Consider the following 26167-nt stretch of genomic DNA (forward strand, 5'->3'; position numbering starts at 1 on the left):
GGTCGCGGCGGCTGAGTCGGTGGCTGCATCCCGGCCCGGATCGATGAGCAGAGCACCCGCAGGGATGCCGCTCGGATCTTGCGGCGTCACGCCCTCAGGCTGCTCAACACAAGCCTTGTGCGCAGGCCGGGCGCGACGGGCGTAGGTTCGATGTGCGAACCAGCCCGGTGACCCACCGGGCACGAACCCACGGAAAGGCGCCCGGTGGCACTGCGGACCTTCGGACTCTCGATCGTCGTGACGATCGCCGCCCTGATCGTCGCCTTCCTCTACGGCGGCCCCCAGGCCCTACTGCTCACCGCGATCCTGGGCGTCCTGGAGATCAGCCTGTCGTTCGACAACGCGGTGATCAACGCGACGGTGCTGCGCCGGATGAGCGACTTCTGGCAGAAGATGTTCCTCACCGTGGGCATCCTGATCGCCGTGGTGGGCATGCGGCTGTTGTTTCCGCTGGCCATCGTGTGGATCACCGCGGGTCTCGACCCGGTGCACGCCATGCGACTCGCGCTCAACCCGCCCACCGACGGCTCCCCCACGTACGAATCTCTCGTGACCGCGGCGCACCCCCAGATCGCGGCCTTCGGCGGCATCTTCCTGCTGATGCTCTTCCTCGACTTCGTACTCGCGGAGAAGGACGTCACCTGGCTCAGCTGGATCGAGAAGCCCCTGGAGAAGATCGGCCGGCTCGACCAGCTGTCCGTGGTGATCGCCTCCGGCGCGCTGCTCTACACCGCGATGTACATCGCTCACCCCGGCGAGGAGACCACGGTGCTCGTCGCCGGTCTGCTGGGAATGATGACGTACCTGGTGGTGAACGGCCTCGGCGAGCTCTTCCACATCGACGAGGAAGCGGAGATCGCCGACCTCGACGCCGAGAGCAAGCCGAACAGCGGACCATCGGAGCTGGCGAAGGCGGCCGGTAAGGCGGGCTTCTTCCTGTTCCTCTACCTCGAGGTGCTCGACGCGTCGTTCTCCTTCGATGGGGTGATCGGCGCGTTCGCGATCACCGCTGATCCGATCATCATCGCCCTGGGCCTCGGCTTGATCGGCGCGATGTTCGTCCGGTCCATCACCGTGTACCTGGTGCGCCAGGGCACGCTGTCGCAGTACGTGTACCTCGAACACGGGGCGCACTGGGCGATCGGTGCGCTCGCCGTGATCCTGTTGTACTCGATCGGCACCCCGGTACCCGAGGTGGTGACCGGCCTGATCGGACTCGTGCTGATCATCGCGGCGCTGATCTCCAGCGTGGTCCGCAACCGGCGTGAGGGCGCCACGCCGGTTCCTGTGGATGCCTAACGGCACTTTGGTTATCCGTTACCGAAGCTTTCCCTACCGCTCACGTCGCCCTGAGACATTGTCGCTGATTTACTCAGCCGATCCCCGCTTCAGCCCCGAGGGAGTCTCATGCGCCTGCCCAACCTGCGTCTGCTCGTCGATCACGACGGCCAGTCCGCGCGCTCGCACACCACCTGCAAGTACAAGTGCGGCGAGCAGTGTTTCCGCCCCCACGACAACACGTCCGACAACGAGTACTTCGGCGATCTGACCCGCCGCACCATTCTCAAGGGTGCGGGCATCGCGGCCGTGGGCGTGGGCGCCACCACGGTGCTCGCCGCCTGTGGCGACGCGAGCACCGGCTCCGCCGGTTCGTCCTCAGCGGGTTCGGCAGCAGGTGCCGATATCAAGGCTCCCGGACTGAATTTCACCTCGGTGGCCGCGAACAGCGAAGACCGCGTCGTGATTCCGGAAGGTTACGAGCAGGCCGTGGTGATCGCCTGGGGTGATCCGGTGCTGCCGGGCGCGCCGAAGTTCGACTTCGACAACCAGACTCCGGAGGCGCAGGCCCAACAGTTCGGCTACAACAACGATTTCACCGATCTGATCGAGGTGGACGGTAAGCCGGACACGTATCTGATGGTGTGCAACCAGGAGTACACCACCGGAAAGCACATGTTCAAGGGCTACGACGAGAAGAACCCCACCGAGAATCAGGTGCGGGTCGAGATGGCCGCGCACGGCCTCACTGTCGTGGAGGTGAAGGGCGAGCCGGGCTCCGGCAAGCTGACTCCTGTTCTGGGCGAATACAATCGGCGCGTCACCGCATCGACGGAGTTCGAGCTGCGCGGCCCCGCCGCCGGTTCGTGGTTCGTCAAGACCGCCGCCGATCCCACGGGCACCCGGGTACTGGGCACCATCGCGAACTGCTCCGGCGGCATCACCCCCTGGGGCACCATGCTGTCCGGCGAGGAGAACTACACCAACTACTTCTCCGGCGCCGACACCCCGCCGATCGACGGCCTCAAGGAGGGTTGGAAGCGGTACGGACTGGGCAAGGACTCGGACTACCACAACTGGGGTAAATACGAGGACCGGTTCAACCTGGCCAAGGAGATCAACGAGGCCAACCGATTCGGCTACATCGTCGAGCTCAATCCCCACGATCCGCGCTCCACGCCGGTGAAGCACTCGGCCATGGGCCGGTTCAAGCACGAGGGCTCCAACATCCATGTGACCTCGAACGGCACTGTGGTGGCGTATTCGGGTGACGACTCGAAATTCGAGTACATCTACAAGTTCGTCTCGTCGCGGAAGATCCAGCAGGGCAAGGGGCCCGCCGCAATGGAGTCGAACATGCGGATCCTCGACGAGGGCACTCTGTACGTGGCCAAGTTCGAGGGCCCGAAGGTCGAGGACGGCAAGGTTCCGGCGGGCGGGTACAAGGGAACCGGAAAGTGGATCGCCTTGCTCACGGTGGACGCATCCGGCAAGGCGACCTCGCACATCGACGGCATGCCGCCGGAGAACGTCGCGGTGTACACCCGGGTGGCCGCCGATAAGGCCGGCGCCACCAAGATGGACCGCCCGGAGGACATCCAGCCGCACCCGAAGACCGGGAAGGTGTACTGCGCGCTGACCAACAACAGCGACCGCGGTACCGAGGGCAAGGCCGGTATCGACGCGGCCAACCCCCGGGTGAAGAACAAGAACGGCCAGATCCTGGAGATCACCGACGATCACACCGGCACCGAGTTCTCCTGGGACCTGCTGCTGGTGTGCGGCGATCCCGCCGCGGCCGACACCTACTACGGCGGTTACGACAAGAGCAAGGTGTCGCGCATCAGCTGCCCCGACAACGTGGCCTTCGACTCGTTCGGCAACCTGTGGATCTCGACCGACGGCACCCAGGACACCTTCAAGAGCAACGACGGCCTGTTCGGCGTGGTGCTGGAGGGCAAGGACCGGGGCCTGACGAAGCAGTTCCTCACTGTGCCCTACGGCGCCGAGACATGCGGTCCCGTCATCCGAGACAACCGCGTTCTTGTCGCAGTTCAGCATCCGGGTGAGACGGACGACGGAGGCGCCGGCAGCCCCACCTCGCACTGGCCCGACGGCGGCACGAACGAGCCGCGACCTGCGGTGGTCGCCGTTTGGAAGACGAGCGGCAACATCGGCACGTAGCGACTGCGCCGCTTCTGCGGCAATCGATCCGGCCACCCGACGGTGCCGGTCCCGCCACTCGGGGGACCGGCACCGTCCGATTCTTGCCTAGTATCGAGGCCATGACCCCCGCGTCCAACGATCCCGGCGCCGCGCCGGCAGCCGCGCCGGATGCGCGCATCGACGACCTCGCCGCGCGCCTGCGCTCGCCGCTCCTCCAGCTGCATTTCCTGATGAAACGGACGACTCCGGGTCCCGATCTGACTCCGGCGCAACAGTCGGCCCTGCAGAGCCTGCTGCGGTTGGGCCCGGTGCGCATGGGCGAGCTGGCCCGGTTCCTGCGGATCCGGCTTCCGTCGGCCACGAGCGCGGTGGACGGCCTCGAGCGCCTCGGACTGGTCCAGCGCAGTCCTGATCCGGACGACGGCCGCGCCGTGGTGGTGCAGCTCTCCGAGCACGGCCAACAGTTGACCTCCGAACTCATCGCCGCCCGCAACGCTGTGCTGGCCCGGCACCTGCACGAACTCTCCGCCGAGGACCACGCCCACCTGGACGCCGCGATCCCCGCGCTGAATCTGCTCATCGACCGGTACCGCGAGGACGGCTGAGCAATCCGTCACACGCGCTTGATCTGGGTGCGCCATATTGCTTAGACTTTCGTAGTAATACGAGAGGAGCTGCACGTGACGACCACCGCACCCGCCGAGGCGAACCACGCCCACCCGAGCCTGCGTGAGACGCTTTCCCATCAGCCGAAGGCGGTGTGGGTCACCGCCTTCGCCGCGGTGATCGCATTCATGGGCATCGGCCTGGTGGACCCGATCCTGGAGTCGATCGCCAAGGGTCTCGACGCCACGCCCAGCCAGACCACCCTCCTGTTCTCCTCGTACCTCGGAGTCCAGGTGGTCGCCATGCTGTTCATCGGCTGGTTCACTTCGATGTTCGGAGCCAAGCGCACCGTGATCGCCGGCTTGCTGCTGATCGTGATCGCCTCCGGCGCCTGCGCACTCGCCGGGTCGATCGGTGAATTGGTGGCCTGGCGCGCTGTGTGGGGCCTGGGCAACGCTCTGTTCATCGCGACCGCGCTCGCCGTGATCGTCTCCGCCGCAACCGGTGGCCAGCAGGGCGCGATCCTGCTCTACGAGGCGGCCCTCGGCGTCGGCCTGGCCGTCGGCCCGCTGCTCGGCGCCGTTCTCGGCGGGATCTCCTGGCGCGGCCCCTTCGCCGGTACCGCGACCCTCATGCTGATCGGCGCGATCCTGTGCGCCACCATGCTCAAGCCCGATGCGGCGGAGGCCAGGGCCAAGCGCGAACGGGAGGGCACCGTCTCCCCCATGGCGCCGCTGCGCGCACTCCGCCAGCGTGGTCTGTTCCTCACGGGCCTGGGCTCCGCGTTCTACACCGCGGCCTTCTTCACCGTGCTCGCCTGGTCGCCGTTCGTGCTGCACAAGAGTCCGTACTTCGTGGGAGCGGTGTTCGTGGGCTGGGGCCTATTGGTCGCGGTGAGCGGCGTCTGGCTCGCCCCGAAGGTGGCCGCCTCACTGGGTGAGCGTACGGGTGCCATCGTCGCCGTCATTACCTACGGGGTGCTGCTCGCGATCGCCGCGGTGGGCCACGAGAACGTGGGCGTGGTCGTCGCCGTCGTGGTGCTTTCCGGTATCCCCTCGGGCGTGCTGAACACTCTGTTCACCGGTACCGCGATGTCCATCGCCGATGCGCCCCGGCCCGTCGCCTCCGCGGGCTACAACTTCCTGCGCTGGGCCGGCGGCGCCATCGCCGCCACCGGAGTGGCGCATGTGGCCCAGTGGTTCGGCACACCCGCCGCGCCGTTCTTCGTCGGTGCTGCGGCCTGCGTGGTCGCTGCCGCGATCCTCACCCAGGTGCGCGACAGCCAGGCCGATACCCACGAGGTACCCGCCGAGGCCGCGCTCGTGGGCGACCAGGAGTTCTGACTCGTTCACACCGAGTGCGGCACCGTCGGGTTCCGACGGTGCCGCACTCGCGTCCGGGCCGGCGGCTAGCGTGGAGTGCATGAGCGAACAACGACCCCTCGCCCTGATCACCGGCGCCTCACGCGGGCTCGGTGCCCAGATCGCCCGGCAGCTCGCGGACACGCACGACCTGCTGCTCGGCGGACGCCCCTCCCCCGGACTCGATGCACTCGCCGCGGAACTCGGCGCTCTCACCTTCGCCGCCGACCTCACCGATCACTCCACCGTTGCGGCTCTGGCACAGTCGATTCCCCGCCTCGACGTGCTGGTCCACAACGCCGGTATCGCATCGATCGCGCGCATCGAGGACACCACCGCCACCGACTGGCGCACCATGTTCGAGGTGAACCTGCTCGCAGTGGTCGAGCTGACCAAGGCGCTCCTCCCCGCGCTACGAGAGGCGAACGGTCATGTGGTGCTGATCAACTCGGGCGCAGGCAAGCGGGCGAATCCCGGTTGGGGCGCCTACGCCGCAAGCAAGTTCGGGCTCACCTCATTCGCCGAAGCGCTCCGCGCCGAGGAACCGGCACTGCGCGTGACGAGCGTGTTCCCCGGCCGCATCGATACCCGGATGCAGGAGGGGATCTTCGCACTCGAAGGTCGCGACTACTCCGCCGACAACCTACTGCGGCCGGAGACGGTGGCCCGCGCGGTCGTGCACGCGGTACACACCCCCGCCGACGCGCATCCGACGGAGATCGTGCTCCGCCCACGCTGATCCGGCCGGAACCCCGGCGCGCAGCATCACTGTCCGGCCGTCACAACGCGGCGTCGATCGCTTCGGCACTCAGGACGTGGTCGAGGATCAGTGTGGCGCTACCGACAACGCTCGACTTCTCACCGTGGGTCGACGGCAGGATGCGCAGTTCGCGGGTCGCGAGCGCGGTGGCGTTGCCGTAGACCGACTCCCGCAGGCCCGCGACGAACAGGTCGTATGCACCCGCCATATCCCCGGCGACGACCAGTGCCTCGGGGTTGAGCAGATTCACGGCACCGGCCAGGACCTCGCCGACGTGCCGCCCACTGTCGCGGATCAGCCTGCGCGCCTCCGCATCACCGGACAACGCCAGCTCGACCACATCGCGCAGGTGCGCCACGTGACGTCCGTGATCGCGGAGCTCCCGCACCAAGGCCCACCCGGATGCGACGGCTTCCAGGCAGCCGGTATCGCCGCACCGGCAGGAGATTCCCGCAGCGGCCTCGACCTTCGTATGGCCGAACTCCCCTGCCGCGCCTCGTTTCCCTCGCTGAAGTGCACCCCCGGCCACGATTCCCGCACCCAATCCGGTGGATGCCTTGATCAACAGCATGTCCTCGAATCGATCGCGCTGGCCGCGGCGCTCCGCGAGCACGATCACATTGGCGTCATTGTCGAGCAACACCGGCGCATTGGTCACCGTCCGCAAGAACGGCGTCAGCGGCACACCGTCCCAGCCGCTGATCGCCGGCGAATCCAGGGTGCACACCCGCTCCGGATCGGCGGTCCCGGGGATGCTCATGCCGACACCGCGAACCTCGTCACGCCGGTGGCCGCACTCCTCCAGGAGTGCGTCCAACGTCTGGACGACCGTCGGCATCAGCTCATCCGGCCCCACGCCGATCTCCTGATCCACGGAGCACATGGCCAGGAGGTCGCCCGCCAGGTTGCACACTCCCAGCTGGGTACGGCTGCGGCCGATCGCGGCCGCCAGCACGACACCCGCCCCCGGGTTCACGGTGAGGCCCGCCGCCGGCCGTCCGGGACTCGACGCCGCTTCCGCGCGCTCGAGCACGAGGCCCGCGTCCTGCAGCGCGGCGACGCGCGCCGCGACGGCGGTGCGGGATAGATCGGTCGCATGCCCGATCCGGGTGCGGGTGGTGGTTCCATCTCCGCTGCGGATCAGGGTGAAGACATCGCCCGCGGTCACTGCGGCTCGTGAGGACCGTGACGTGCGCATACCGACCATTGAACCATCGGGGGCTTTCCACGCAAACCACGAATTCCGCACACGGAGGAGAAGAAGATGCGAGTATTAGTCCGCGAAAGAGCGTAATTGCGTCACTTTCACGTCTGTAATGCCGACGTCAGGAGACCCATGCCGTCCACCAGCCCCATCGCCCCCTGCGACTTCGTCGTCTTCGGCGGCACCGGCGACCTCACCGTCCGCAAACTGCTCCCCGCCCTCTACCTACGCGACCGAGACGGCCAGCTCCCCGACGACACGAGGATCATCGCGGTATCGCGTGCCGGCCTCGATGCCGCGGGCTACCGCGACAAGGTGCACGGAGAACTCGAACGATTCGTCACCTCGGACGCCCTGGACGAGGCAGTGGTGGACCGCTTCCTGCGCCGCCTCGAATTCGCCGGTATCGATGCCGCCGACGGATCTACCTGGGAGCCCTTGACCGCGCTGTTGCCGCGCGAGGCCGACCGGATCCGGGTGTACTACCTGGCCTGTGCACCTCGGCTGTTCGGCCCCATCTCCGAGAACCTGGCCGCCAACGGGCTCGTCGACCAGCACTCCCGGGTGGTACTGGAGAAGCCGATCGGCCACGACCTGGAATCCGCACGCGCCATCAACGATGCGGTCGGAGCGGTCTTCGACGAATCCCAGATCTTCCGGATCGATCACTACCTCGGCAAGGAGAGCGTGCAGAACCTGCTGGTCACGAGGTTCGCCAACACGGTCCTGGAGCCGCTGTGGAACTCCACGAGCATCGACCACGTTCAGATCACGGTGTCGGAGGAGATCGGGGTGGGATCGCGGGGTGAGTACTACGACACCTCCGGGGCACTGCGCGACATGGTGCAGAATCACCTGCTCCAGGTCCTCTGCCTGGTGGCGATGGAGCCCCCCACGTACGTGGATCGAGAGTCCGTCCGTGACGAGAAGTTGAAGGTTCTCCAGGCACTCAAGCCGATGACGCCGGAGGACGCCGAGCGCGACACCGTCGCAGGCCAGTACGGTCCCGGGCTCGTGAACGGCGTCGCGGTACCGGGATACCGCGACGAGGCGGACAATGCCGACAGCCGCACGGAGACCTTCGTCGCGGTGAAAGCCGAGGTGCGCAACTGGCGGTGGGCGGGCGTTCCCTTCTACTTGCGGACCGGAAAGCGCATGGAACGGCGTCACTCCGAAGTGGTGATCGCATTCAATCCCGTACCGCACCCGATGTTCCCGGGCAGTGAAGGCACCAGCGAACCCAACCGGCTGGTCATCCGGCTTCAGCCGACCGAAGGGATGCGCCTGCACATGACGGCGAAGGAACCCGGCCCGGGTGGCATCCGGCTCAGACCCGTCTCCCTCGACTTGAACTACACCGAGGTGTTCCCACACCCCTCCCCCGACGCCTACGAACGCCTGCTCATGGACGTGGTGCGCGGCAACCCCACGCTGTTCATGCGGCGCGACGAGGTCGAGGCCGCGTGGACGTGGGTCGAGCCGATCCTCGCGAATTGGGCTCGCACGGAGCGGGTGCCGCGCCGCTACCCCGCCGGCACCGACGGCCCCGTCGACGCGGTCACTCTCATCGAGCGTGACGGCCGCACGTGGAACGAGGGGGCGCTGCGATGACCGCACTGCATCCGGTGCTGGAAGAGGTCACCGAGCGAATCGTCGAGCGCAGCCGGCCTTCACGCGAGGCGTACCTCGACAAGATCCGTGCCGCGGGCGCGGCGGGCCCGGCACGCGCCCGCCTGGAATGCGCGAACCTCGCGCACGGTTTCGCCTCGGCCGGTCCGGCGGACACGAAGAGCCTGCGCGGCACGGTCAAGCCCAACGTCGCCATCGTGTCCTCGTACAACGACATGCTCTCGGCCCACAAACCCTTCGAATCCTTCCCCGCCCAGTTGAAGCAAGCGGTGATACACGCCGGAGGGATCGCTCAGTTCGCCGGCGGTGTGCCTGCGATGTGCGACGGCATCACCCAGGGGCGAGCGGGTATGGAGCTCTCGCTGTTCAGCCGCGACGTGATCGCGATGTCCACCGCCATCGCTCTCTCCCACGACATGTTCGACGCCGCGCTCATGCTGGGTGTCTGCGACAAGATCGTCCCCGGAATGCTGATCGGCGCCTTGGCGTTCGGGCATCTGCCGACGGTCTTCGTGCCCGCCGGCCCGATGACCTCCGGGCTGCCCAACTCCGAGAAGGCCCGGGTCCGGCAGCTGTTTGCCGAGAACAAGGTGAGCCGGAGCGAACTACTCGACGCCGAAGCCGCCTCGTATCACGGCAACGGCACCTGCACCTTCTTCGGTACCGCGAACTCCAATCAGCTGCTCATGGAGGTGATGGGTCTGCATCTGCCGGGGTCGAGCTTCGTCAATCCCGACAATCCGTTGCGCACCGCCCTCACCGCCGAGGCGGGTCGGCGAGTGACGAATCTGACGGCCCTGGGCGACGATTACACGCCCATCGGGGAGATCGTCAACGAGAAGGCCATCGTCAACGGGACCGCCGCGCTCCTCGCCACCGGCGGATCGAGCAACCACACCATGCACCTGGTGGCCATCGCGCGGGCGGCCGGAATCATCCTCACGTGGAGTGACATCTCGGACCTGTCCTCGGTGGTGCCCTTGTTGGCACGCATCTATCCCAACGGCAGCGCCGACGTCAACCACTTCCACGCCGCCGGTGGACTGAGTTTCACCATCTCCACCATGTTGGAAGCCGGGCTATTGCACGACGCCGTTCGCACCGTCGTAGGACCCGGATTGCGCAGGTATACACGAGAACCCAGTCTCGCCCCGGAGGGTCTCATCGACTGGCGCGACGGTCCGCACGAGAGCCTGGACACCTCCGTTCTCCGCAGCGCACAGGCCCCTTTCGCCGCCGACGGTGGCCTCAAGACGCTGGACGGAAACCTCGGTTCCGCCGTCGTCAAGACATCCGCCGTCAAACCCGAACACCGCGTGATCACCGCGCCGGCAATGGTGTTCGACGACCAGGCCGACTTCCTGTCCGCATTCGCCGCCGGTGATGTATCGGGCGATCTGGTGGCCGTGGTCCGCTACCAGGGTCCTCGTGCCAACGGAATGCCCGAACTGCACAAGCTCACTCCGACCCTGGGCGTACTCCAGGACCGCGGCCACCGCGTCGCGCTCGTGACCGACGGCAGGATGTCGGGCGCTTCCGGCAAGGTTCCCGCCGCGATCCACGTGACCCCGGAAGCCGCCTCCGGTGGTCCGCTGACCAAGGTGCGCAACGGCGATCTCATCACCGTCGACACGCAGTCGGGACACCTGATGGTGCACGTGTCCGACGAGGAGCTCGCGAGCCGCGAGCCTTCCGGCCGCCCTCGCACCGCACAGGAGATGGCCGGGACCGGACGCGAACTGTTCGCGACCTTCCGGGCCGCGGTCGGGCCCGCCGACGAGGGCGCCAGCATCTTCCCCGCTACGCACGAAACACAGGAGATTTCGCAATGACACCGTCTCTGCTCGATCACGCACCCGTGATCCCCGTAGTCGCCATCGACGACATCGATCACGCGGTACCGATCGCTCGCGCGCTCGTCGCCGGCGGTGTGCCCCTCATCGAACTGACACTCCGGACGCCAGTGGCACTGGCGGCGATCGAGCGCATCGCCGGCGAGGTCCCGGAGATCCGCATCGGCGCGGGAACGATCGTGCGGCCCGAGCAGGCCGCTCAGGCCCGCGCGGCAGGCGCGCAATTCCTCGTCTCGCCCGGAAGCACTCCCTCCCTCCTGGCGGCCATGGCCGACACGGGGCTCCCCCACCTGCCCGGTGTCGCGACCGTATCGGAGGTACTGGCGGCTCTGGAAGCGGGCTACACCGAACTGAAGCTGTTCCCCGCGGCCGCCATCGGGGGAACGGCGCTGCTCACATCGATCGCCGGGCCCGTGCCCACTGCCCGCTTCTGCCCGACCGGTGGGATCACCGCCAGCACCGCACCGCAGTATCTCGCCCTCCCGAACGTGGGCTGTGTGGGCGGTTCCTGGCTCGTGACACGGGGCGCGACCGCGACCGCCGACTGGCCCGCGATCACCGCGGCGGCAGCCGCGACCCGCGAACTCGCTCCGGAGCGCAACCGCACCGACGGGTGAGGCCCGCCGCGGCATCGGGTGCGGTTGTGCGCTCCTGCGGATGCGGTCAGGCTCGGCCCGCGGACGCGCGCGCTCTGCGGCTCATCGAGTCGATCGCGACCGCCAGTAGGAGCACGCCACCGGTCACCATGAACCGCACCGATGACCCCACGCCCAGCAGATTCAGACCGTTCGAGATCGATTGCAGCACCAGAATTCCCAGTAGCGCGGAGTACGCGGAACCGCGCCCGCCGAACAGCGAGGTTCCACCGATCACCGCCGCGGCGATGGCGGTGAGGTTGGTATCGGTGGTTCCCGTGGACTGAGAGACGCTGGTCAGTAGTCCCGCCGCCATGAGACCGCCCAGTGCGGCGAAGGTGGAGGTGAGCGCGAACACCGACATGTAGACGGCGTTCACTCGGATCCCGGATCGGCGGGCGGCCTCCACGTTGCCGCCCACGGCGTAAACGTGCCTGCCCCACGTGGTGCGCCGCAGCGCGAAGTCCATCACTATCACCAGCAGCACGAAGAAGATCCACAGGTACGAAAAGCCACGGTCGATGTTCACGTAGTAGGTGAGGTAACCGAGCACGGCACCGAGCGCCACCGTCTGCGCCGCGATCAGCGGGAGCGGAGTCGTGCTCAGATCGGCAGCGCGGCGGGTACGTACCACCCACAGCCGGCTCGCGAGAAACACTGCCACGGTGATCGCGACGAGCACATACGAGGCTGCGCCGGTGACGAACTCATTGCGGGCGAAGCGCATCACGAGCGAGCTCTGCGGAAGGTTGATGGTGCCGGTCGAACCCAGTACCCACAGCAGCAGACCCTGAAAACCCAGCAGTCCGGCGAGCGAGAACACGAACGACGGTATGCCGACCCGGGTGAACAAGGTGCCGTAGAGCAGCCCGATCAGCAGGCCGCTGCCGAGAGCCGCGAGCACTGCGACGACTTCGGGGAAGCCGTCGTTGACCAGCAGCACCGCCATGATCGCGGCGGACACACCGCTCACCGAGCCCACCGAGAGATCGATCTCACCGAGCAAGAGCACCAGCACGATTCCGAGCGAGATGATGCCGACGGGCGCGGCGAACTGGGTGATCGAGACGATGTTGCGGGAGGAGAGGAAGCTCGGCTCCGCGATGTAGAAGACGGTCGCGATCACGATCAGGCCGATGATCACCGGCAGGCTACCGAGGTCGCCGGACCGGATACGCGCCAGTTGCGCCGTGAGATATCCGCGCACGCCGGATGCGGCGATCAGTCGCTCGTCCATCAGGTCCGCCGCGACTCCGGTCGTCGTCGTGTCAGCCATCATTCGCCTCCGGTCGCTGGGTGCCGCGCTGAGCGCGGGCGGCGACCACGTTGTCGGACGCCCCTGTGATCGCGGCGACGAGTTGCTCCGTCGTCGCCTCCTCGACGGTGAACTCCGCGGCGTTGCGCCCGAGCCGCAGCACGTAGATGCGGTCGGCCACAGCCTGGACGTCGGCCATGTTGTGGCTGATCATCACCACGCCGAGGCCGTTGTCCCGCAGGCGTTCGACCAGATTGAGCACCTCGGCGGTTTGTGCCACACCGAGGGCGGCGGTGGGCTCGTCGAGCAGCACCACCTTCGGATCGCCGACGAGGCTGCGCGCGATGGCCACGGTCTGGCGCTGGCCACCGGACAGCGATGCCACGGGTATCCGCACCGACGGGATCTTCGCGGAGAGACTGCGCAGCAGCCGCCACGCGTCAGTCTCCATGCTCACCTCGTCGATCACACCGCCTCGGTTCCGTTCGTTGCCGAGGAACAGGTTCGCCACCACGTCGAGGTTGTCGCACAGCGCGAGATCCTGGAAGACGGTGGCGATTCCGAGCGACTGCGCCGCCGACGGGCCGGGAATCGTGACCGGCTTCTCATCGATGGCGATGGTGCCCTCGTCGGGCTGGTAGACACCCGAGATCACCTTGACCAAGGTCGATTTGCCGGCGCCGTTGTCGCCGACCAGCGCCACCACCTCCCCGGCGTGCACCTCGATCGAGACGTCGGTCAGTACCTGCACGGCGCCGAAGCGCTTGGTAATGCCGGACAGGGCGAGGACGGCACCGTCGGAGGCCGCCGTCCTCGTCACGTCCGGTTGCCCGGACTCGGTCATCAGTTGATGCCCGCCTTCGCGCACGCGTCCTTGTACTCAGGCGTGCAGATCTGGTCGGCGGTGTAGAACTTGTCCGCCACGACGGTGCTCGCGACATTGGCCTTGGTCACCGCGATCGGGGTGAAAATGTACGAGGATACGTCCTTGAACGTGGACCGCTGGATCCCCGAGGCAGTCGTGGTCGGCACGTCCTTACCGGTCGCCAATGCGACAGCCACCTCCGCCGCGGTGTTCGCCTCGATGGCGATGGGCTTGTACACCGTCATGGACTGGCGGCCGGCGACGATCCGCTGCACCGCGGCCAATTCGGCGTCCTGACCCGTGATCGGCGGCAGCGCGTCGGCGCTCACGCCGGCACCGGTGAGTGCCGCGACCACACCGCCCGCCTGCCCGTCGTTCGCGGCGTACACGCCCTGGATATCCGATGGCTTGTTCCTGCTGAGCTGATCGGTGACGAACTGCTGCGCCTTGTCCGGGCTCCAGTCCGGGTTGTCGTACTCGCCGATCACCCTGATCCCGCTCTGCCCGATCACACTGCGTGCACCCGCTTTGAATTGCGCGGCATTGGGATCCGACGGTGCACCGTTGAGCATGAGGATGTTGCCCCGGCCGCCGAGGGCATCGACGAGTGACTTGCCTTGAATCCGGCCCACCTGCTCGTTGTCGAAGGACAGGTAGTAGTCGGCACCGGCGATGAATCGGTCGTAGGCGATCACCGGGATCTTGGCGTTCTTCGCCGAAGCGACCATGCCGCCCGCGCCGTCGCCGTTGACGGGGCCCAGCACAATCGCCTTCGCGCCCGCGGTGATCGCGGTCTCGACCTGCTGCGACTGCTTGGCCTCGTCCTGGTCGGCGTTGTAATAGCTGACCTTGCAGCTGCTGCACAGCTCGGCAACCTTCTTCTCGAAGAGCGGCTTGTCGAAAGCCTCGTAGCGCGTGGTCTTCGACTCCGGGAGCAGCAGTGCGATGGTGTTGCCACCGCCCGCGTCACCGCTCTTCTGCGAGCTGTTGGCATTGCACGCCGTCAGCGACGCGGCCCCGAGGGCCACCGCCAGGCCGGTGATACAAACCCGGAGGGTGCGCGAATATCGGAGTGTCACGGGGAATCTCCTCGAACGTCAGGGGTCGCCACGCCGCGCCCGACCGGAACGGACGGCGCATCGACATGGGATGTATCGGTATCGGGTTACAACTGCTCACTTCACGGGGGCAGCTCGACATCGCCGCAACTCGACCCGTGTGCAGCGAAACACGATGTGCGAGCTGGCTTTTACCAGCCCGGCCCTAGTGACTCAATGAAAGTAGCCACGCGTCTATGGCACTGCAAGAGATCCGAGGAATGTTCATAATTCCTTCTCACAACCCGTTCGTCGCGCTCACGACTAGTCGGCCTCGGAGCGCGCTGTCGAAGCGATCAGTGGCGCCTTGTACATCGAGGACACCCGCTCACCGTCCATCCACTCCTCCAGCCGGTCGGCCTCCCTCCGGAGAGCGGAGCGTGCCGCCGGCCCCGGGTCGTCGCCGAAGACGAACCGGACGGCACCGGCATCGTCTTGGAGATAGGCGCCCACGATCCGTCCGTTCCACCACGCAGTCGCACCGCAGTTCCCGGCGGTGTCGTAAATCGAGGCCGCGAAGCCCGGTTCGAGGTAGAAGGCGCGTTCCTTCCATCCCATCGGGGTCGGATCCAGCGCAGGCAGTAGTGCGGCCCAATCCCCCACCGGCTCGGCGGGTTCCACATCGTCGGGGAGAACCCAGCCGGTGCGGTCGCGTTCGAGAGCCACCTCGACGGCGCCGACGGCGGACAGCGCGGCCCGAATGGCGGTCTTGGTGGCACCGAACCACCACACCACGTCGGCCTCGGTTGCCGGGCCGAAGACGCGCAGGTACTCCGATACCAGCGCGGCGTACGCGGCAGCGGGTTCCAGGCGCTCGGGGGTAGCGCCGAGCCACTCGTCGGCGCGGGCCCACAGGTTCCGATTCACCCGCCAGTGGCTGGCGTTGCGGGCGCGGACGAGGTCTCCGGCCGCACCCATCCAGGTGAGCACACGAGGCGCGAGATGCTGGTCGCCGCCGTACTTCTTACCTTCGAACAGCGTCACCTGCCCGACGAGTTCGGGCACCGTCTCCCGCAGCTCCTTGGCGCCGAGTTCCCTACCGCCTGCGAGGGCGTTCAGGACCGCGGTGCGAGCATCGATGAGCCATGCGGCACAGTCGTCCGCGATTCCCCCGGCCTCGGCATCCTTGACCACCTTGGCGTGCTCGGTGCGAGCCACCCGCTCCGACGGTCCGCTCAGCGCCGCCGGATACAGCGGCCGCGCAAACACGAACATGGTGCGCCGCATCGCCAATTGCTTCACCAGCGAGCGCTCCTCGTAGAGTTCTCGCTCGTACAACTCACGGGTGAAGCCGTTCATCCGCGCCAACACGGAGAGGTAGGGAGTTGCTGGCTCGGTGGCGTGCAGGACCGCGACGGCGCGCACGGCGTCGAGCACGGAGTCAACGCGATACGGGGCGGCGAGCGCCTGCCTCCGGGCCATCCGAGCGCGTCGCTCGGCATCGTCGATCAATCGCATCAGAAAACTCCGAGGTTGCGCGCCAGCCGATCCCGCCCGGGTCCGACCAGCTCATCGAGAGCGGGGGCTTCCCCGGTACAGATTAGGCGTCCGCACCCGGCCTCCGCAGCGCTACGGGACGACGTTGACCAGCTTGCCGGACACCACGATCACCTTCCGCGGGGCCCCCTCGAGCAGCTCGGCGACCTTGGGCTCGGCGAGAGCAGCGGCTTCGAGGGCCTCATCCGAGGCATCGGCACCCACGGTGATGCGGGCACGGACCTTGCCCTTGACCTGGACCGGGATCTCGATGGTGTCCTCCACCAGCCACTGCGCGTCGTACTGCGGGAAGGGTCCGTGCGCCAGCGACTCGGTGTGGCCCAAACGGTTCCACAACTCCTCGGCGATATGCGGAGCCACCGGTGCCAGCATCAAGGTCAGCGCCTCGGCCGCGGCCCGGGGAGCACCGCCGGGGTAGGCCTTCGTGAGGTGATTGGTCAGCTCGATCAACTTGGCGATCGCGGTATTGTCGCGCATCTCGGCGTAGTCCTCCCGGACCCCCGCGATGGTCTTGTGCAACACCCGCATCGTCTCGTCCGACGGCGTCTCGCCGGTAACGCGGACGGCGCCGGTCTCCTCGTCGACCACCGTGCGCCACGCGCGCTGGAGGAAGCGCTGCGAACCCACCACATCCTTGGTGGCCCAGGCCCGGTCCTGATCCAGCGGGCCCATCGACATCTCGTACACGCGCAAGGTGTCGGCACCGTAGTCGCGGGCGATATCGTCCGGGGCCACGGAGTTCTTCAGCGACTTGCCCATCTTGCCGTACTCGCGGTTGACCTCCTGCTCGCCCAGGAAATACTTGCCGTCGCGCTCGACGACATCCTCGGCAGGCACGTACACGCCCCGCGAGTCGGTGTAGGCGAAGGCCTGGATCATGCCCTGATTGAACAGCTTCCGGTACGGCTCCTTCGAGGAGACGTACCCCAGATCGAAGAGCACCTTGTGCCAGAAGCGCGCGTACAGCAGGTGCAGCACCGCGTGCTCCACTCCGCCGACGTACAGATCGACACCACCGGGGTCATTCGCACCGTTCACCTCCGGCCGCGGGCCCATCCAGTACGCCTCGTTCTCCTTGGCGCAGAACGCTTCCGAGTTGGTCGGATCGATGTACCGCAGCTGGTACCACGAGCTGCCGGCCCACTGCGGCATCACATTCGCATCGCGGGTGTAGTCCTGGAGACCATCACCGAGGTCCAGCTCCACATGCAACCAGTCAGTGGCCTTGGCCAGCGGGGGAGAGGGCTGCGAATCCGAGTCCTCCGGATCGAAGGCCACCGGGGCGTAGTCCTTCACCTCCGGGAGAAGCACGGCCAGTTCCGATTCCGGCAGGGCGTGCGGCGCACCGTCGGCGTCGAACACGATGGGGAAGGGCTCGCCCCAGTATCGCTGCCGTGCGAACAGCCAGTCCCGCAGCTTGTACTGCACGGTGCCCGCACCGGTCCCGGTGCGCTCGAGGTAGGCGGTCACGGCGGCCTTGGCATCGGCCACCGTCAGCCCGTTGATGTCCAACTCGGCGGACGCGGAGTTCACCGCGGGACCATCACCGGTGTAAGCCTCGTCCTGCACCCCGGCTTCGCTGCCGACCACTTCGATGATCGGCAGGCCGAACGTGGTCGCGAACTCGTGGTCGCGGATGTCGTGCGCGGGCACGGCCATGATCGCGCCGGTGCCGTACCCCATGAGCACGTAGTCGCCGATGAACACCGGAACCTGCGCGCCGTTCACCGGATTCGTCGCGGTGGTGCCGAGGAAGACGCCCGTCTTCTCCTTGTTCTCCTGACGCTCCAGATCCGACTTGGCGGCGATCGACGCCCGGTACGCCGCGACGGCCTCGGCCGGGGTCGCGGCGCCGCCGGTCCAGCGGTCGTCGGTGCCCGCGGGCCAGCCGTCGGCGACCAGGGAGTCGACCAGCGGGTGCTCGGGGGAGAGCACCAGGTAGGTGGCACCGAACAGGGTGTCCTGGCGGGTGGTGAACACCTCGATCGGCTCGGCACCGGCAGCGGGGGAGAAGCGCACCCGCGCACCACGGCTACGGCCGATCCAGTTGCGCTGCATGGACTTGACCTTCTCCGGCCAATCCAGCACATCCAGATCGTCGATGAGGCGATCCGAGTAGGCGGTGATCCGCATCATCCACTGCCGCAGCTGCTTGCGGTACACCGGGAAATTGCCCCGCTCACTCCGTCCCTCGGCGGTGACCTCCTCGTTGGCCAGCACCGTGCCCAGGCCCGGGCACCAGTTGACCAGCGAATTGCTCTCGTACACCAGTCGATGATCGTCGAGAACCGCACCGCGCTCGGCCGGCGTCAGGCTCGACCACTCGCGGCCATCGTCCAGAGTGCGTGCACCCGAGGCGAATTCGGCCTCCAGTTCGGCGATCGGCCGCGCACGGTCCTGAGCGGAGTCGTACCAGGCGTTGTAGATCTGCAGGAAGATCCACTGCGTCCAGTGGTAGAACTCCGGGTCCGTGGTGGAGACGCGCCGCCGCTCGTCGTGCGCCAGGCCCAGCGTGGCGATCTGTTCCAGGTAGCGCGCCACGTTCTTCTCGGTGGTGACTCGCGGATGCGTCCCGGTCTGGACGGCGTACTGCTCGGCGGGCAGGCCGAACGCGTCGAAGCCCATCGTGTGCAGCACGTTGGCGCCGTTCATCCGGTGGTACCGGCCGAAGACGTCCGTGGCGATGAAACCCAACGGGTGCCCGACGTGCAGGCCTGCACCCGACGGGTACGGGAACATATCGAGGAGGAACAGCTTGTCCGCGGGCAGCGCACCGTCGGCCGCCTGGAGCGGACCGACGGGGTTCGGCGCGTTGAAGACGCCACCGTCGCGCCAGGTGTCGCGCCACCGCTGCTCGATCGCGCCCGCGAGCTCCGCCGTGTAGCGATGAGCGGGCACGGCGGAGGCAGTCTGTTCCACGTTCTGGGTCACCCCACCAGCCTAAATGTTGCCCCTGATGGGACGAAATTCGCGGCGAATCTACACTGGACGGGTGCTCGTCTTGGTTGTGATCCTGGCAGTGGCCGCTCTCGCCGCACTCGCGGTCGGCGCGGCCGGACTCGCGGGCCGCCTCCCCGAGAACGGATTCGTCGGGGTCCGCACGGAGCAGACGCTCTCCGACCCCTTGCTCTGGCGCACCGCGAATCGCGTGGCCGGACCGAGCGTCCTGGCCGCCGGCGTCATCTTCGGCGGCGGTGCGCTGGTCGGGCTCGCGATGAGCGCACCCTGGTCCTACGTCGCCGTGGGCGTCGCCGTGCTCGCGGGCCTGTTCCTGGCCGGGTTCGGCGCGCTGCAGGGCTCGCGCGCCGCGTCGATCCAGGCCAGGCTGCAGATGCCGGACGCCACCTGCTGCAGCGCCGACGAGGCACCGTCGAACGACGCGGATCCCGCCAAGGACTGCGGCGTGACCGGCGGCTGCGGTGCCTGCGCCCTCAAGGGCATGTGCGACCACGAGCCGCACCCCGCCTAAATGCGTGCGCTGCTGAACAAGCTGTCGATCGACGGCTTCATCCTCGCGATCTTCGCCGCCGTCGCGGTGGCCGCCGTCTTCCCCGCGCAGGGCGAGGCCGTACCGGTGGTCGACGGTGCGGTCACCGTTGCCATCGCCGTGCTGTTCTTCCTCTACGGTGCGCGGATCCACCCGCAGGAGGCGCTCGCCGGGCTCAAGCACTGGCGGCTGCACGCCGTGATCCTCGGCTTCACCTTCGTGGTCTTCCCGATCCTCGGGGTGCTGCTGAAGTTCCTGCCACCCGCCCTGCTCACCCCCAGCCTGTACGCGGGCGTGCTGTTCCTGACGCTGCTGCCTTCGACGGTGCAGTCGTCGATCGCCTTCACCTCGATCGCGGGCGGGAACGTACCCGGCGCCATCGTGAGCGCCTCGCTGTCGAACCTGCTGGGCATCTTCATCACACCGTTGTTGGTGCTGGGGCTCATGGCCACCACCGGTGAGGTGCAGTTCCGCAGCAGTTCGATCATCGACCTGTGCCTGCAACTTCTGCTGCCGTTCATCCTCGGTCAGCTCTCGCGACGCTGGGTGGCGGATTTCGTCAAGGATCACGCGGCGGCCCTGAAGTACGTGGACCGCGGCTCGATCGTGCTGGTGGTGTACGCGGCGTTCTCCGCCGGTATGCGCGAGCACATCTGGAGCCAGGTGTCGTGGGTCGGCGTCCTGCAGCTCATCGTGCTGTCGGTATTACTGGTGCTGCTTCTGCTGTGGCTCACCCGCTTCACCGCGGAGAAGCTGGGCTTCGATCGCGGCGACATGATCGCGATCCAGTTCTGCGGCACCAAGAAGTCGATGGCCACCGGTCTCCCGATGGCCGCCGTCCTGTTCGCCGGACAGCCCGTGGGCCTGATCGTGCTACCGCTGATGATCTTCCATCAGATCCAGCTGATGATGTGCGCCTGGCTCGCGGCACGGTACGGCCGCAAGCTGACCCCGGATCCCGCCGACGCCTGACCGCGTCCGGCTCCGCTCACCGTCGCCGCGCCGCGGTCGTCGTCCGCCACAGGAAGAGCGCGGTCAGCACGATGAGGAGATCGACCACGATCCCCGCGATGAGGAACGGGGAATCCCGCAGAGACATCCCCCAGTGATCGCCGAGCAACTCACCGATCGGCGGATACCCCGCGGCGGCGAGGTATCCCCAGCGCTCGCCGGCGGCGATCGTCACCGCCAGCACGACATAGGCGAGCGCAGCGCCCAGATGGCTGGCGCGGATACCGCTGAACCCCTGCGGACAGAGCGCCACGAAGCGCACCAGCTGCGCACCCGCCGCAACCACCAGCAGGCTCACCAACATCACCCTGATCCGCCCGTTCATACGCGCTGGATCTCTCACCGAAGTCATCACCATCTCCTGGTAGGTGCCACCTGATGGACCGACTACGGGGGTAGTCTTTCGAGTGCGATAGTACGGTTACACTGACTAACGTGTCCAGGGCGCCGTTCACAACCGTCGGGGGTCTCGCGCGCCGTGTGGGCACGATGGTGGCGGAACGGCATCTCGCTCTCGCCCGCTCGCGCGACAATCGCCTCCGGCTCGCTCATCTGCGCATCTTTTCCATGCTCATGGACGGACCGCTGCGCGCCGTCCACATCGCGGCACGCCTCGCCGCCACGAAACAGACCGTCGGGCCCGTCATCGACGAGCTCGTCGCATGGAACTACCTCACCCGCACCGTCGACCCACGGGACCGACGTGCTCGCATCCTCGACTTCACCGACGAGGGCCGCGACCTCGTCGATGCCTTGGTCTCCTTGGCCGACGAGATGGAGGACGAGTGGCGGGCCCTGCTCGGCCCGGACGTGCTCGAAACCTGCCGAACCGCGCTTTGGCGGATCATCGATTCTCAGAACCCGCTCTCCCCGTGACGCCGGCAGGCCCCTTCGCGCCGGATCAGTTCACCGAGACATCGACCGGGTGCGTGGCGAGCAGTGAGGTGGGGAAACCTTGGCGGCGTAACACCTTGCCCCACAGGTCGACCCGCGGCGGCGCCAGCACATCCGTGTGCAACGATCCGCACGGGATCCAGTCGTCGCGCTCCAGCTCGTCGTCGAGCTGGCCCATGCCCCAGCCGCTGTACCCGGCGAACACCCGCACCCCGTCGAGCAATTCGTCCATCATCTCGACATCGGAATCCAGGTCGACCAGGACCACGCGGCCGGCCACCGGCTGTAGCCCGCGGATACCGTTCACGTCCTGCCCGGCCTTCACCACGCCCAGGCACAGCGCCGCGGACTGATTCACCGGACCACCCACGAACACGGCCTTCGGCTTCGCCGCCAGCTCATGCCACTGCGGCAGCACACCGTGCACCGCCGACTCACTCGGGCGATTGAGTACCACGCCCAGGCTGCCCGACTCATTGTGCTCGATCAGGTACACGACGGTGCGCCGGAACGTGGGCTCGTAGAGCTCGGGGGAGGACACCAGCAGGGTGCCCGCGGACACCTCGAAACCCGAGCCCGCGTTCTCACCCGAGGACGCGTCCCGCGGAGCGGATTCGTTGGAGCGATCGGGACCCACGTCCCCATCATGGCACGCACCACGGACTTCGGGGTCACACGCCGCGACAGGGCAGTCCGTCGCTATCGTTAAGCGGTGACAGTGAGCGGTCCGGGGTCGGACCCGCAGCCCCAGCAGGCGGCGTGGCGCACCTTCCGCGACCTCCCCGATCTGCTGCGGCTGCTCGGCGTCCGGTTGCTGAGCCAGTACGCCGAAGGCCTGTTCCAGGCGGCCCTGGGCAGCGCGATCGTCTTCAACCCGCAGCGCGGAGCGTCGCCCGCGGCGATCGCGGCCGGGCTCGCCGTACTGCTCCTGCCGTACTCCGCCGTCGGGCCGTTCGCCGGCGCGTTGCTCGACCGGTGGGACCGGCGCCGGGTTTTCATCGTCGCGAATCTGATCCGCGCCGCGCTCATCGTGGTGTGCGCGGCGATCCTCGCATCGGGCGCCGGGGAGACGCCGATCTTCATCGTCGCGCTCATCGTCGGCGGCGCCGGACGCTTCGTGGCCTCCGGCCTGTCCGCATCGCTACCGCACGTCGTCGACCGCGACCAGCTGGTCGCGATGAACTCGGTGACCACCACCCTCGGCGCGGGCGCCACCGCACTGGGCGCCTCGACCGCCGTAGGACTGCGCGCGATCTTCGGCCCCGACGATGAGGGCAGTGCCGCCGTACTCGGCTGCGCAGCCCTGATCGCCGTGGCCGGCGCGGCGCTCGCCTCCCGCTTCCCGGCCGGCGTACTGGGGCCCGACCACGACCCCGCGCTGCCCGCCGAGCGGACCTCCGCGTTCCACGACCTCGTCACCGGCCTCGCGCACGGCGCGGTCGCGGCCTGGCGCGCACCGTCGGTCACTGCGGCCCTGACCGGAATGGGCGCGCACCGCACCGTCTTCGGGTTCAACACGATGATGCTGCTCCTGCTGACCCGGCACCACTTCACCGACGGCACCCTGGGCCTGGCCGGCTTCGGCGCCGTGGCCGGTGCCACCGCCCTCGGTATGTTCGCCGCCGCGGTGATCATCCCGTTCGCGGTCGCCAAGGCGGGCCGGCGCATCACGGTGGTGGGAGCCCTGGCGATCGCCTGCCTCACCCAACTGACGGTGCTCACGCTCAACTTCGCCGTGCTGGTGTGCGCGGCTGCGGTACTCGGCCTGGCGGGGCAGGTGGTGAAGCTCTCCGCCGACGCAGCCATGCAGATGGACGTGCCCGACGAGCGCCGCGGCCAGGTCTTCGCCTTTCAGGACGCACTGTTCAATGTGACCTTCGTGGCCGCCGTCGCCTTCGCCGCCGCTGTGGTCCCGTACGACGGTGCCAGCCGACCGCTCGCCCTCTTCGGGGCCGTGCTCTACGCGGTGGCCGTGGTGGTGGTGCTGGCCCTGTACCGGCGGACGGGAACCGAGGTCCCGGCCGGCGCGTCCAATTGATGTGGGAGACGACGGCGCGATCGAATACTGGTTCGGCCTCGGCGACGGCCAGGTGAGCACCTGGCGCTCGCCCGCTCTCGACGGTGCCGTGCTGCTCGACTTCGACGGTGATGCCCGCGCGGACGACACCCTGCTGGACCTCGACGCGGACGGTCGCGCCGATATCGCCGCCCTCGACCTCGACGACGACGGGACGGCGGAGAGCCGGTTCCGAGACGACGGCAGCGGGCTGTGGGCGCAGCGGGAAGCGAGCGCACCGTCGCGCTGCGCGGCCCCGGAGGCGGCCACCCCGGCCGCTCCGGCACCCGCACCGCCGCAGACCCCGGCGCACGACCCGGACGGGCCGGTGCAGCCGGTCACGCCGGTGCCCGCCGAACCCGGACAGGCGCCGCGGCAGGCGGTGGTCGACGAGGACGGGGACGGCACCCCGGACGTGCTGCTGTTCGATACCGACGGAGACGGCACCGCCGACGGCGCAGTCGATGTACGCCACACCGAAGACGGCATGTCGCTTCCCGCATGACCGGCGTACTGTGGCGGGCATGAAGCGGACGATTCGGATCGGCGGCGCAGCCGCGACGGTACTCGCGCTGCTCAGCGCCATCATCGCGGGCGGCGGCACCGCAGCGGCAGCCCCGCAGCCGGATGACACCGTGATCGTGGACGTGACGAACACGGTGTTCCTGGTGCCCACGCCGCCGCAGCGCGTGAAGGTCTACGCCGACGGCCGGATCATCACCAACGGGGACTCGCCCAGCGGTCTGGTACAGCTCCGCGGAAGCCGCACCGACGTCGCCGATCTTCGTGCCATCGCCGAGGGCGTGCTGCGCAACCGACCCGCCGTGGACACCACGTCGAAGATCTTCGACGGTTCGGCCGTGAATGCCACCGTGCGAACCGCCGACGGCACCGTACTGCGGGCGAACCTCGACAACCCCGAGCCCCGCGGCTGGCCCGCGCTCGGCAACCTCACCTACGACCTGCGCAAACGGATCTTCCCGATCCCGGGCGAGCGCGCCCCGTACGTCGAGAAGCGCTAATTACGAGCCCTGCTGCGCGGCCCACCATTTCGCGAGTTCGGCCTCGGCCTCGTCGCGGTCCATCGGCCCCCGGTCCAGGCGCAACTCCTTGAGATACTTCCACGCGGCGCCCACCTGCGGCCCGGGCGGAAGGCCCAGCAACTCCATGATCGCGTTGCCGTCCAGGTCGGGCCGCACCCGCGCCAGGTCCTCCTGCGCGGCGATCTTCGCGATCCGCTCCTCCAAGCCGTCATAGGTTGCCTGCAGGCGCGCGGCGCGGCGCTTGTTCCGGGTGGTGCAGTCCGCCCGCACCAGTTTGTGCAACCGGGGCAGGAGCGGCCCCGCGTCAGTGGCGTACCGGCGCACCGCCGAATCGGTCCACTGTCCGTCGCCGTAGCCGTGGAATCGGAGATGCAGGAAGACCAGCTGCGCGACGTCCTCGATCACCGACTTCGGGTACGCCAGGGCCCGCATCCGCTTGCGCACCATCTTCGCGCCCACCACCTCGTGGTGATGGAAGGAGACGCCGCCGTTCGGCTCGTGCCGGCGGGTGGCCGGTTTGCCGATGTCGTGCAGCAGCGCCGCCCACCGCAGGATCAGGTCGGGGTCGGACTCCTCGAGGTCGATGGCCTGCTGCAGCACCGTCATCGAGTGCCAGAAGACGTCCTTGTGCTGATGGTGCTCGTCGATCGCGAGCTTCATGCCGGGGATCTCGGGAATCACCCGCTCGGCGAGCCCGGTGTCGACCAGCAGCACGATCCCGTCGACGGGATGCTCGCCCAGGATGAGCTTGTCCAGCTCGGCCCGCACCCGCTCGGCGGTGATCCGGTCGATCTCGGGCGCCATGTCGGTCATCGCGCGCTGCACCCGCGCAGCGACGGCGAAGCCGAGCTGGGAGACGAAGCGGGCGGCGCGGAGCATGCGCAGTGGATCGTCGGAGAAGGACTCCTCGGGCGTCGCGGGCGTGTCGATCACGCCGGCGAGCAGCGCGTCGAGGCCGTTCAGCGGATCCTGGAAGTCCTCGGCGCCGTCGCGGCCGATCCGCACCGCCATCGCATTGATGGTGAAGTCGCGGCGCACCAGATCGTCGCGCAGGTTCTCACCGAACTTCACGACGGGGTTCCGGGTGACGCGGTCGTAGGCCTCGGCCCGGTAGGTGGTGATCTCGATCTGCTGATCGTGGAAGGCGGCGCTCACGGTGCCGAATTCGATACCGGTGTCCCACATCGCGTCCGCCCAGCCGCGTAGCAACGCCTGCACCTGCTCCGGGCGGGCGTCGGTGGTGAAATCCAGATCGCTGGTGAGACGGCCGAGCAGCGCGTCCCGCACCGACCCGCCCACCAGGTACAGCTCATGACCCGCGTCGGCGAACCGGGTTCCCAGCGGCACCAACACATCGGAGAGTTCACGCAGGGAGATGTGCGCGGCCGCGAGCAGCCTGGTCCGGCGCTCGGCGCGCGCGTCGGAAGTCGAATCGGTCACGACCCCCCAGTCTACGGCGCTGCGAGCACC

At 68.0% G+C, this 26167-nt stretch carries 23 protein-coding genes; 14 read left to right on the plus strand and 9 right to left on the minus strand.

The genetic code is table 11. The features are described 5' to 3' along the window. Positions 1 to 204 precede the first annotated feature (204 nt). From TPAU_RS20995 to TPAU_RS21015, 5 genes are all read left to right on the plus strand, one after another. Positions 205 to 1299 carry a DUF475 domain-containing protein gene (locus TPAU_RS20995; protein WP_013128758.1) on the plus strand — a complete coding sequence of 365 codons (1095 nt, stop codon included), beginning with the start codon at positions 205 to 207 and terminating at the stop codon, positions 1297 to 1299. 108 nt (positions 1300 to 1407) lie between these two features. Further along, on the plus strand, positions 1408 to 3462 hold the full coding sequence (locus TPAU_RS21000) for a PhoX family protein (RefSeq protein ID WP_013128759.1): 2055 nt from the start codon (positions 1408 to 1410) through the stop codon (positions 3460 to 3462). Between the two features lie 101 nt (positions 3463 to 3563). Further along, positions 3564 to 4049: a MarR family winged helix-turn-helix transcriptional regulator gene (locus TPAU_RS21005; RefSeq protein WP_013128760.1), complete on the plus strand. Its 486-nt coding sequence runs from the start codon at positions 3564 to 3566 to the stop codon at positions 4047 to 4049. A gap of 75 nt (positions 4050 to 4124) precedes the next feature. Continuing rightward, positions 4125 to 5393 carry an MFS transporter gene (locus TPAU_RS21010; protein WP_013128761.1) on the plus strand — a complete coding sequence of 423 codons (1269 nt, stop codon included), beginning with the start codon at positions 4125 to 4127 and terminating at the stop codon, positions 5391 to 5393. Positions 5394 to 5472: 79 nt separating this feature from the next. Then, positions 5473 to 6150, plus strand: a complete 678-nt coding sequence (locus TPAU_RS21015; protein ID WP_013128762.1) for an SDR family oxidoreductase — start codon at positions 5473 to 5475, stop codon at positions 6148 to 6150. A gap of 40 nt (positions 6151 to 6190) precedes the next feature. On the opposite strand, the gene TPAU_RS21020 is transcribed toward TPAU_RS21015, so the two are convergent. Next, the gene (locus tag TPAU_RS21020) at positions 6191 to 7369 is read right to left on the minus strand and encodes an ROK family protein (protein ID WP_041945368.1); all 1179 of its coding nucleotides are present in this window, start codon (positions 7367 to 7369) and stop codon (positions 6191 to 6193) included. Between the two features lie 138 nt (positions 7370 to 7507). On the opposite strand from TPAU_RS21020, the gene zwf reads away from it, so the two are divergent. Genes zwf through eda form a run of 3 tightly spaced genes read left to right on the plus strand, consistent with a single transcriptional unit; the run spans position 7508 to position 11474 of the window. Continuing rightward, positions 7508 to 8986 carry a glucose-6-phosphate dehydrogenase gene (gene zwf, locus TPAU_RS21025; RefSeq protein WP_013128764.1) on the plus strand — a complete coding sequence of 493 codons (1479 nt, stop codon included), beginning with the start codon at positions 7508 to 7510 and terminating at the stop codon, positions 8984 to 8986. Beyond that, a complete protein-coding gene (gene edd / locus TPAU_RS21030) occupies positions 8983 to 10836 on the plus strand; it encodes a phosphogluconate dehydratase (protein WP_013128765.1) in 1854 nt (617 codons plus the stop codon). The genes zwf and edd overlap by 4 nt, the downstream gene beginning before the upstream one ends. After that, positions 10833 to 11474, plus strand: coding sequence for a bifunctional 4-hydroxy-2-oxoglutarate aldolase/2-dehydro-3-deoxy-phosphogluconate aldolase (gene eda, locus TPAU_RS21035; RefSeq protein WP_013128766.1), 642 nt, complete (start codon positions 10833 to 10835; stop codon positions 11472 to 11474). Before edd ends, eda begins: the two co-directional genes overlap by 4 nt. A gap of 46 nt (positions 11475 to 11520) precedes the next feature. Here the strand turns inward: eda and TPAU_RS21040 are convergent, their stop codons facing one another. From TPAU_RS21040 to leuS, 5 genes are all read right to left on the minus strand, one after another. Further along, positions 11521 to 12768, minus strand: a complete 1248-nt coding sequence (locus tag TPAU_RS21040) for a sugar ABC transporter permease (protein ID WP_013128767.1) — start codon at positions 12766 to 12768, stop codon at positions 11521 to 11523. Then, on the minus strand, positions 12761 to 13591 hold the full coding sequence (locus TPAU_RS21045) for an ATP-binding cassette domain-containing protein (protein WP_013128768.1): 831 nt from the start codon (positions 13589 to 13591) through the stop codon (positions 12761 to 12763). The genes TPAU_RS21040 and TPAU_RS21045 overlap by 8 nt, the downstream gene beginning before the upstream one ends. Continuing rightward, a complete protein-coding gene (locus tag TPAU_RS21050; protein WP_013128769.1) occupies positions 13591 to 14691 on the minus strand; it encodes a sugar ABC transporter substrate-binding protein in 1101 nt (366 codons plus the stop codon). Before TPAU_RS21050 ends, TPAU_RS21045 begins: the two co-directional genes overlap by 1 nt. 282 nt (positions 14692 to 14973) lie before the next feature. Beyond that, positions 14974 to 16167 (minus strand): winged helix DNA-binding domain-containing protein, encoded by a 1194-nt coding sequence (locus TPAU_RS21055; RefSeq protein ID WP_013128770.1) that lies wholly within the window; start codon positions 16165 to 16167, stop codon positions 14974 to 14976. Between the two features lie 111 nt (positions 16168 to 16278). Next, positions 16279 to 19137: a leucine--tRNA ligase gene (gene leuS, locus TPAU_RS21060; protein WP_013128771.1), complete on the minus strand. Its 2859-nt coding sequence runs from the start codon at positions 19135 to 19137 to the stop codon at positions 16279 to 16281. 61 nt (positions 19138 to 19198) lie between these two features. Here leuS and TPAU_RS21065 point away from each other — a divergent pair, with 61 nt between their 5' ends. Both TPAU_RS21065 and TPAU_RS21070 read left to right on the plus strand, forming a co-directional pair. Further along, entirely contained in the window at positions 19199 to 19675 is a 477-nt protein-coding gene (locus TPAU_RS21065; RefSeq protein WP_041944528.1) for an SdpI family protein, read from the plus strand. Next, positions 19676 to 20665 carry a bile acid:sodium symporter family protein gene (locus TPAU_RS21070; protein WP_013128773.1) on the plus strand — a complete coding sequence of 330 codons (990 nt, stop codon included), beginning with the start codon at positions 19676 to 19678 and terminating at the stop codon, positions 20663 to 20665. Positions 20666 to 20681: 16 nt separating this feature from the next. Here TPAU_RS21070 and TPAU_RS21075 read toward each other — a convergent pair whose 3' ends face one another. Beyond that, the gene (locus TPAU_RS21075) at positions 20682 to 21002 is read right to left on the minus strand and encodes a hypothetical protein (RefSeq protein WP_147291125.1); all 321 of its coding nucleotides are present in this window, start codon (positions 21000 to 21002) and stop codon (positions 20682 to 20684) included. Positions 21003 to 21139: 137 nt separating this feature from the next. Between TPAU_RS21075 and TPAU_RS22110 the strand changes: the two genes are divergently transcribed. Further along, a complete protein-coding gene (locus TPAU_RS22110; protein ID WP_147291126.1) occupies positions 21140 to 21580 on the plus strand; it encodes a MarR family winged helix-turn-helix transcriptional regulator in 441 nt (146 codons plus the stop codon). Positions 21581 to 21605: 25 nt separating this feature from the next. On the opposite strand, the gene TPAU_RS21085 is transcribed toward TPAU_RS22110, so the two are convergent. Next, positions 21606 to 22235, minus strand: a complete 630-nt coding sequence (locus tag TPAU_RS21085; RefSeq protein WP_013128776.1) for a YqgE/AlgH family protein — start codon at positions 22233 to 22235, stop codon at positions 21606 to 21608. Positions 22236 to 22310: 75 nt separating this feature from the next. On the opposite strand from TPAU_RS21085, the gene TPAU_RS21090 reads away from it, so the two are divergent. From TPAU_RS21090 to TPAU_RS21100, 3 genes are read left to right on the plus strand one after another with little or no spacing between them, the layout of a single operon-like run. After that, on the plus strand, positions 22311 to 23636 hold the full coding sequence (locus TPAU_RS21090) for an MFS transporter (RefSeq protein ID WP_013128777.1): 1326 nt from the start codon (positions 22311 to 22313) through the stop codon (positions 23634 to 23636). A gap of 1 nt (position 23637) precedes the next feature. Continuing rightward, the gene (locus TPAU_RS21095; protein WP_013128778.1) at positions 23638 to 24159 is read left to right on the plus strand and encodes a hypothetical protein; all 522 of its coding nucleotides are present in this window, start codon (positions 23638 to 23640) and stop codon (positions 24157 to 24159) included. A gap of 19 nt (positions 24160 to 24178) precedes the next feature. After that, on the plus strand, positions 24179 to 24676 hold the full coding sequence (locus TPAU_RS21100) for a hypothetical protein (protein ID WP_013128779.1): 498 nt from the start codon (positions 24179 to 24181) through the stop codon (positions 24674 to 24676). Here the strand turns inward: TPAU_RS21100 and TPAU_RS21105 are convergent, their stop codons facing one another. After that, positions 24677 to 26137 carry a CCA tRNA nucleotidyltransferase gene (locus TPAU_RS21105; RefSeq protein WP_013128780.1) on the minus strand — a complete coding sequence of 487 codons (1461 nt, stop codon included), beginning with the start codon at positions 26135 to 26137 and terminating at the stop codon, positions 24677 to 24679. Positions 26138 to 26167: the final 30 nt, after the last annotated feature.

It is taken from the genome of Tsukamurella paurometabola DSM 20162 (genome assembly GCF_000092225.1).
Taxonomy (GTDB): domain Bacteria; phylum Actinomycetota; class Actinomycetes; order Mycobacteriales; family Mycobacteriaceae; genus Tsukamurella; species Tsukamurella paurometabola.

What these genes read in the sequence shown, in the direction of transcription:
- TPAU_RS21000 (WP_013128759.1), top strand. Translation starts at nt 1,408, where the DNA reads ATGCGCCTGCCCAACCTGCGTCTGCTCGTCGATCACGACGGCCAGTCC.
- TPAU_RS21005 (WP_013128760.1), top strand. Translation starts at nt 3,564, where the DNA reads ATGACCCCCGCGTCCAACGATCCCGGCGCCGCGCCGGCAGCCGCGCCG.
- TPAU_RS21015 (WP_013128762.1), top strand. Translation starts at nt 5,473, where the DNA reads ATGAGCGAACAACGACCCCTCGCCCTGATCACCGGCGCCTCACGCGGG.
- TPAU_RS21020 (WP_041945368.1), bottom strand. Translation starts at nt 7,369, where the DNA reads ATGCGCACGTCACGGTCCTCACGAGCCGCAGTGACCGCGGGCGATGTC.
- zwf (WP_013128764.1), top strand. Translation starts at nt 7,508, where the DNA reads ATGCCGTCCACCAGCCCCATCGCCCCCTGCGACTTCGTCGTCTTCGGC.
- edd (WP_013128765.1), top strand. Translation starts at nt 8,983, where the DNA reads ATGACCGCACTGCATCCGGTGCTGGAAGAGGTCACCGAGCGAATCGTC.
- eda (WP_013128766.1), top strand. Translation starts at nt 10,833, where the DNA reads ATGACACCGTCTCTGCTCGATCACGCACCCGTGATCCCCGTAGTCGCC.
- TPAU_RS21040 (WP_013128767.1), bottom strand. Translation starts at nt 12,768, where the DNA reads ATGGCTGACACGACGACGACCGGAGTCGCGGCGGACCTGATGGACGAG.
- TPAU_RS21045 (WP_013128768.1), bottom strand. Translation starts at nt 13,591, where the DNA reads ATGACCGAGTCCGGGCAACCGGACGTGACGAGGACGGCGGCCTCCGAC.
- TPAU_RS21055 (WP_013128770.1), bottom strand. Translation starts at nt 16,167, where the DNA reads ATGCGATTGATCGACGATGCCGAGCGACGCGCTCGGATGGCCCGGAGG.
- TPAU_RS21070 (WP_013128773.1), top strand. Translation starts at nt 19,676, where the DNA reads ATGCGTGCGCTGCTGAACAAGCTGTCGATCGACGGCTTCATCCTCGCG.
- TPAU_RS21100 (WP_013128779.1), top strand. Translation starts at nt 24,179, where the DNA reads ATGAAGCGGACGATTCGGATCGGCGGCGCAGCCGCGACGGTACTCGCG.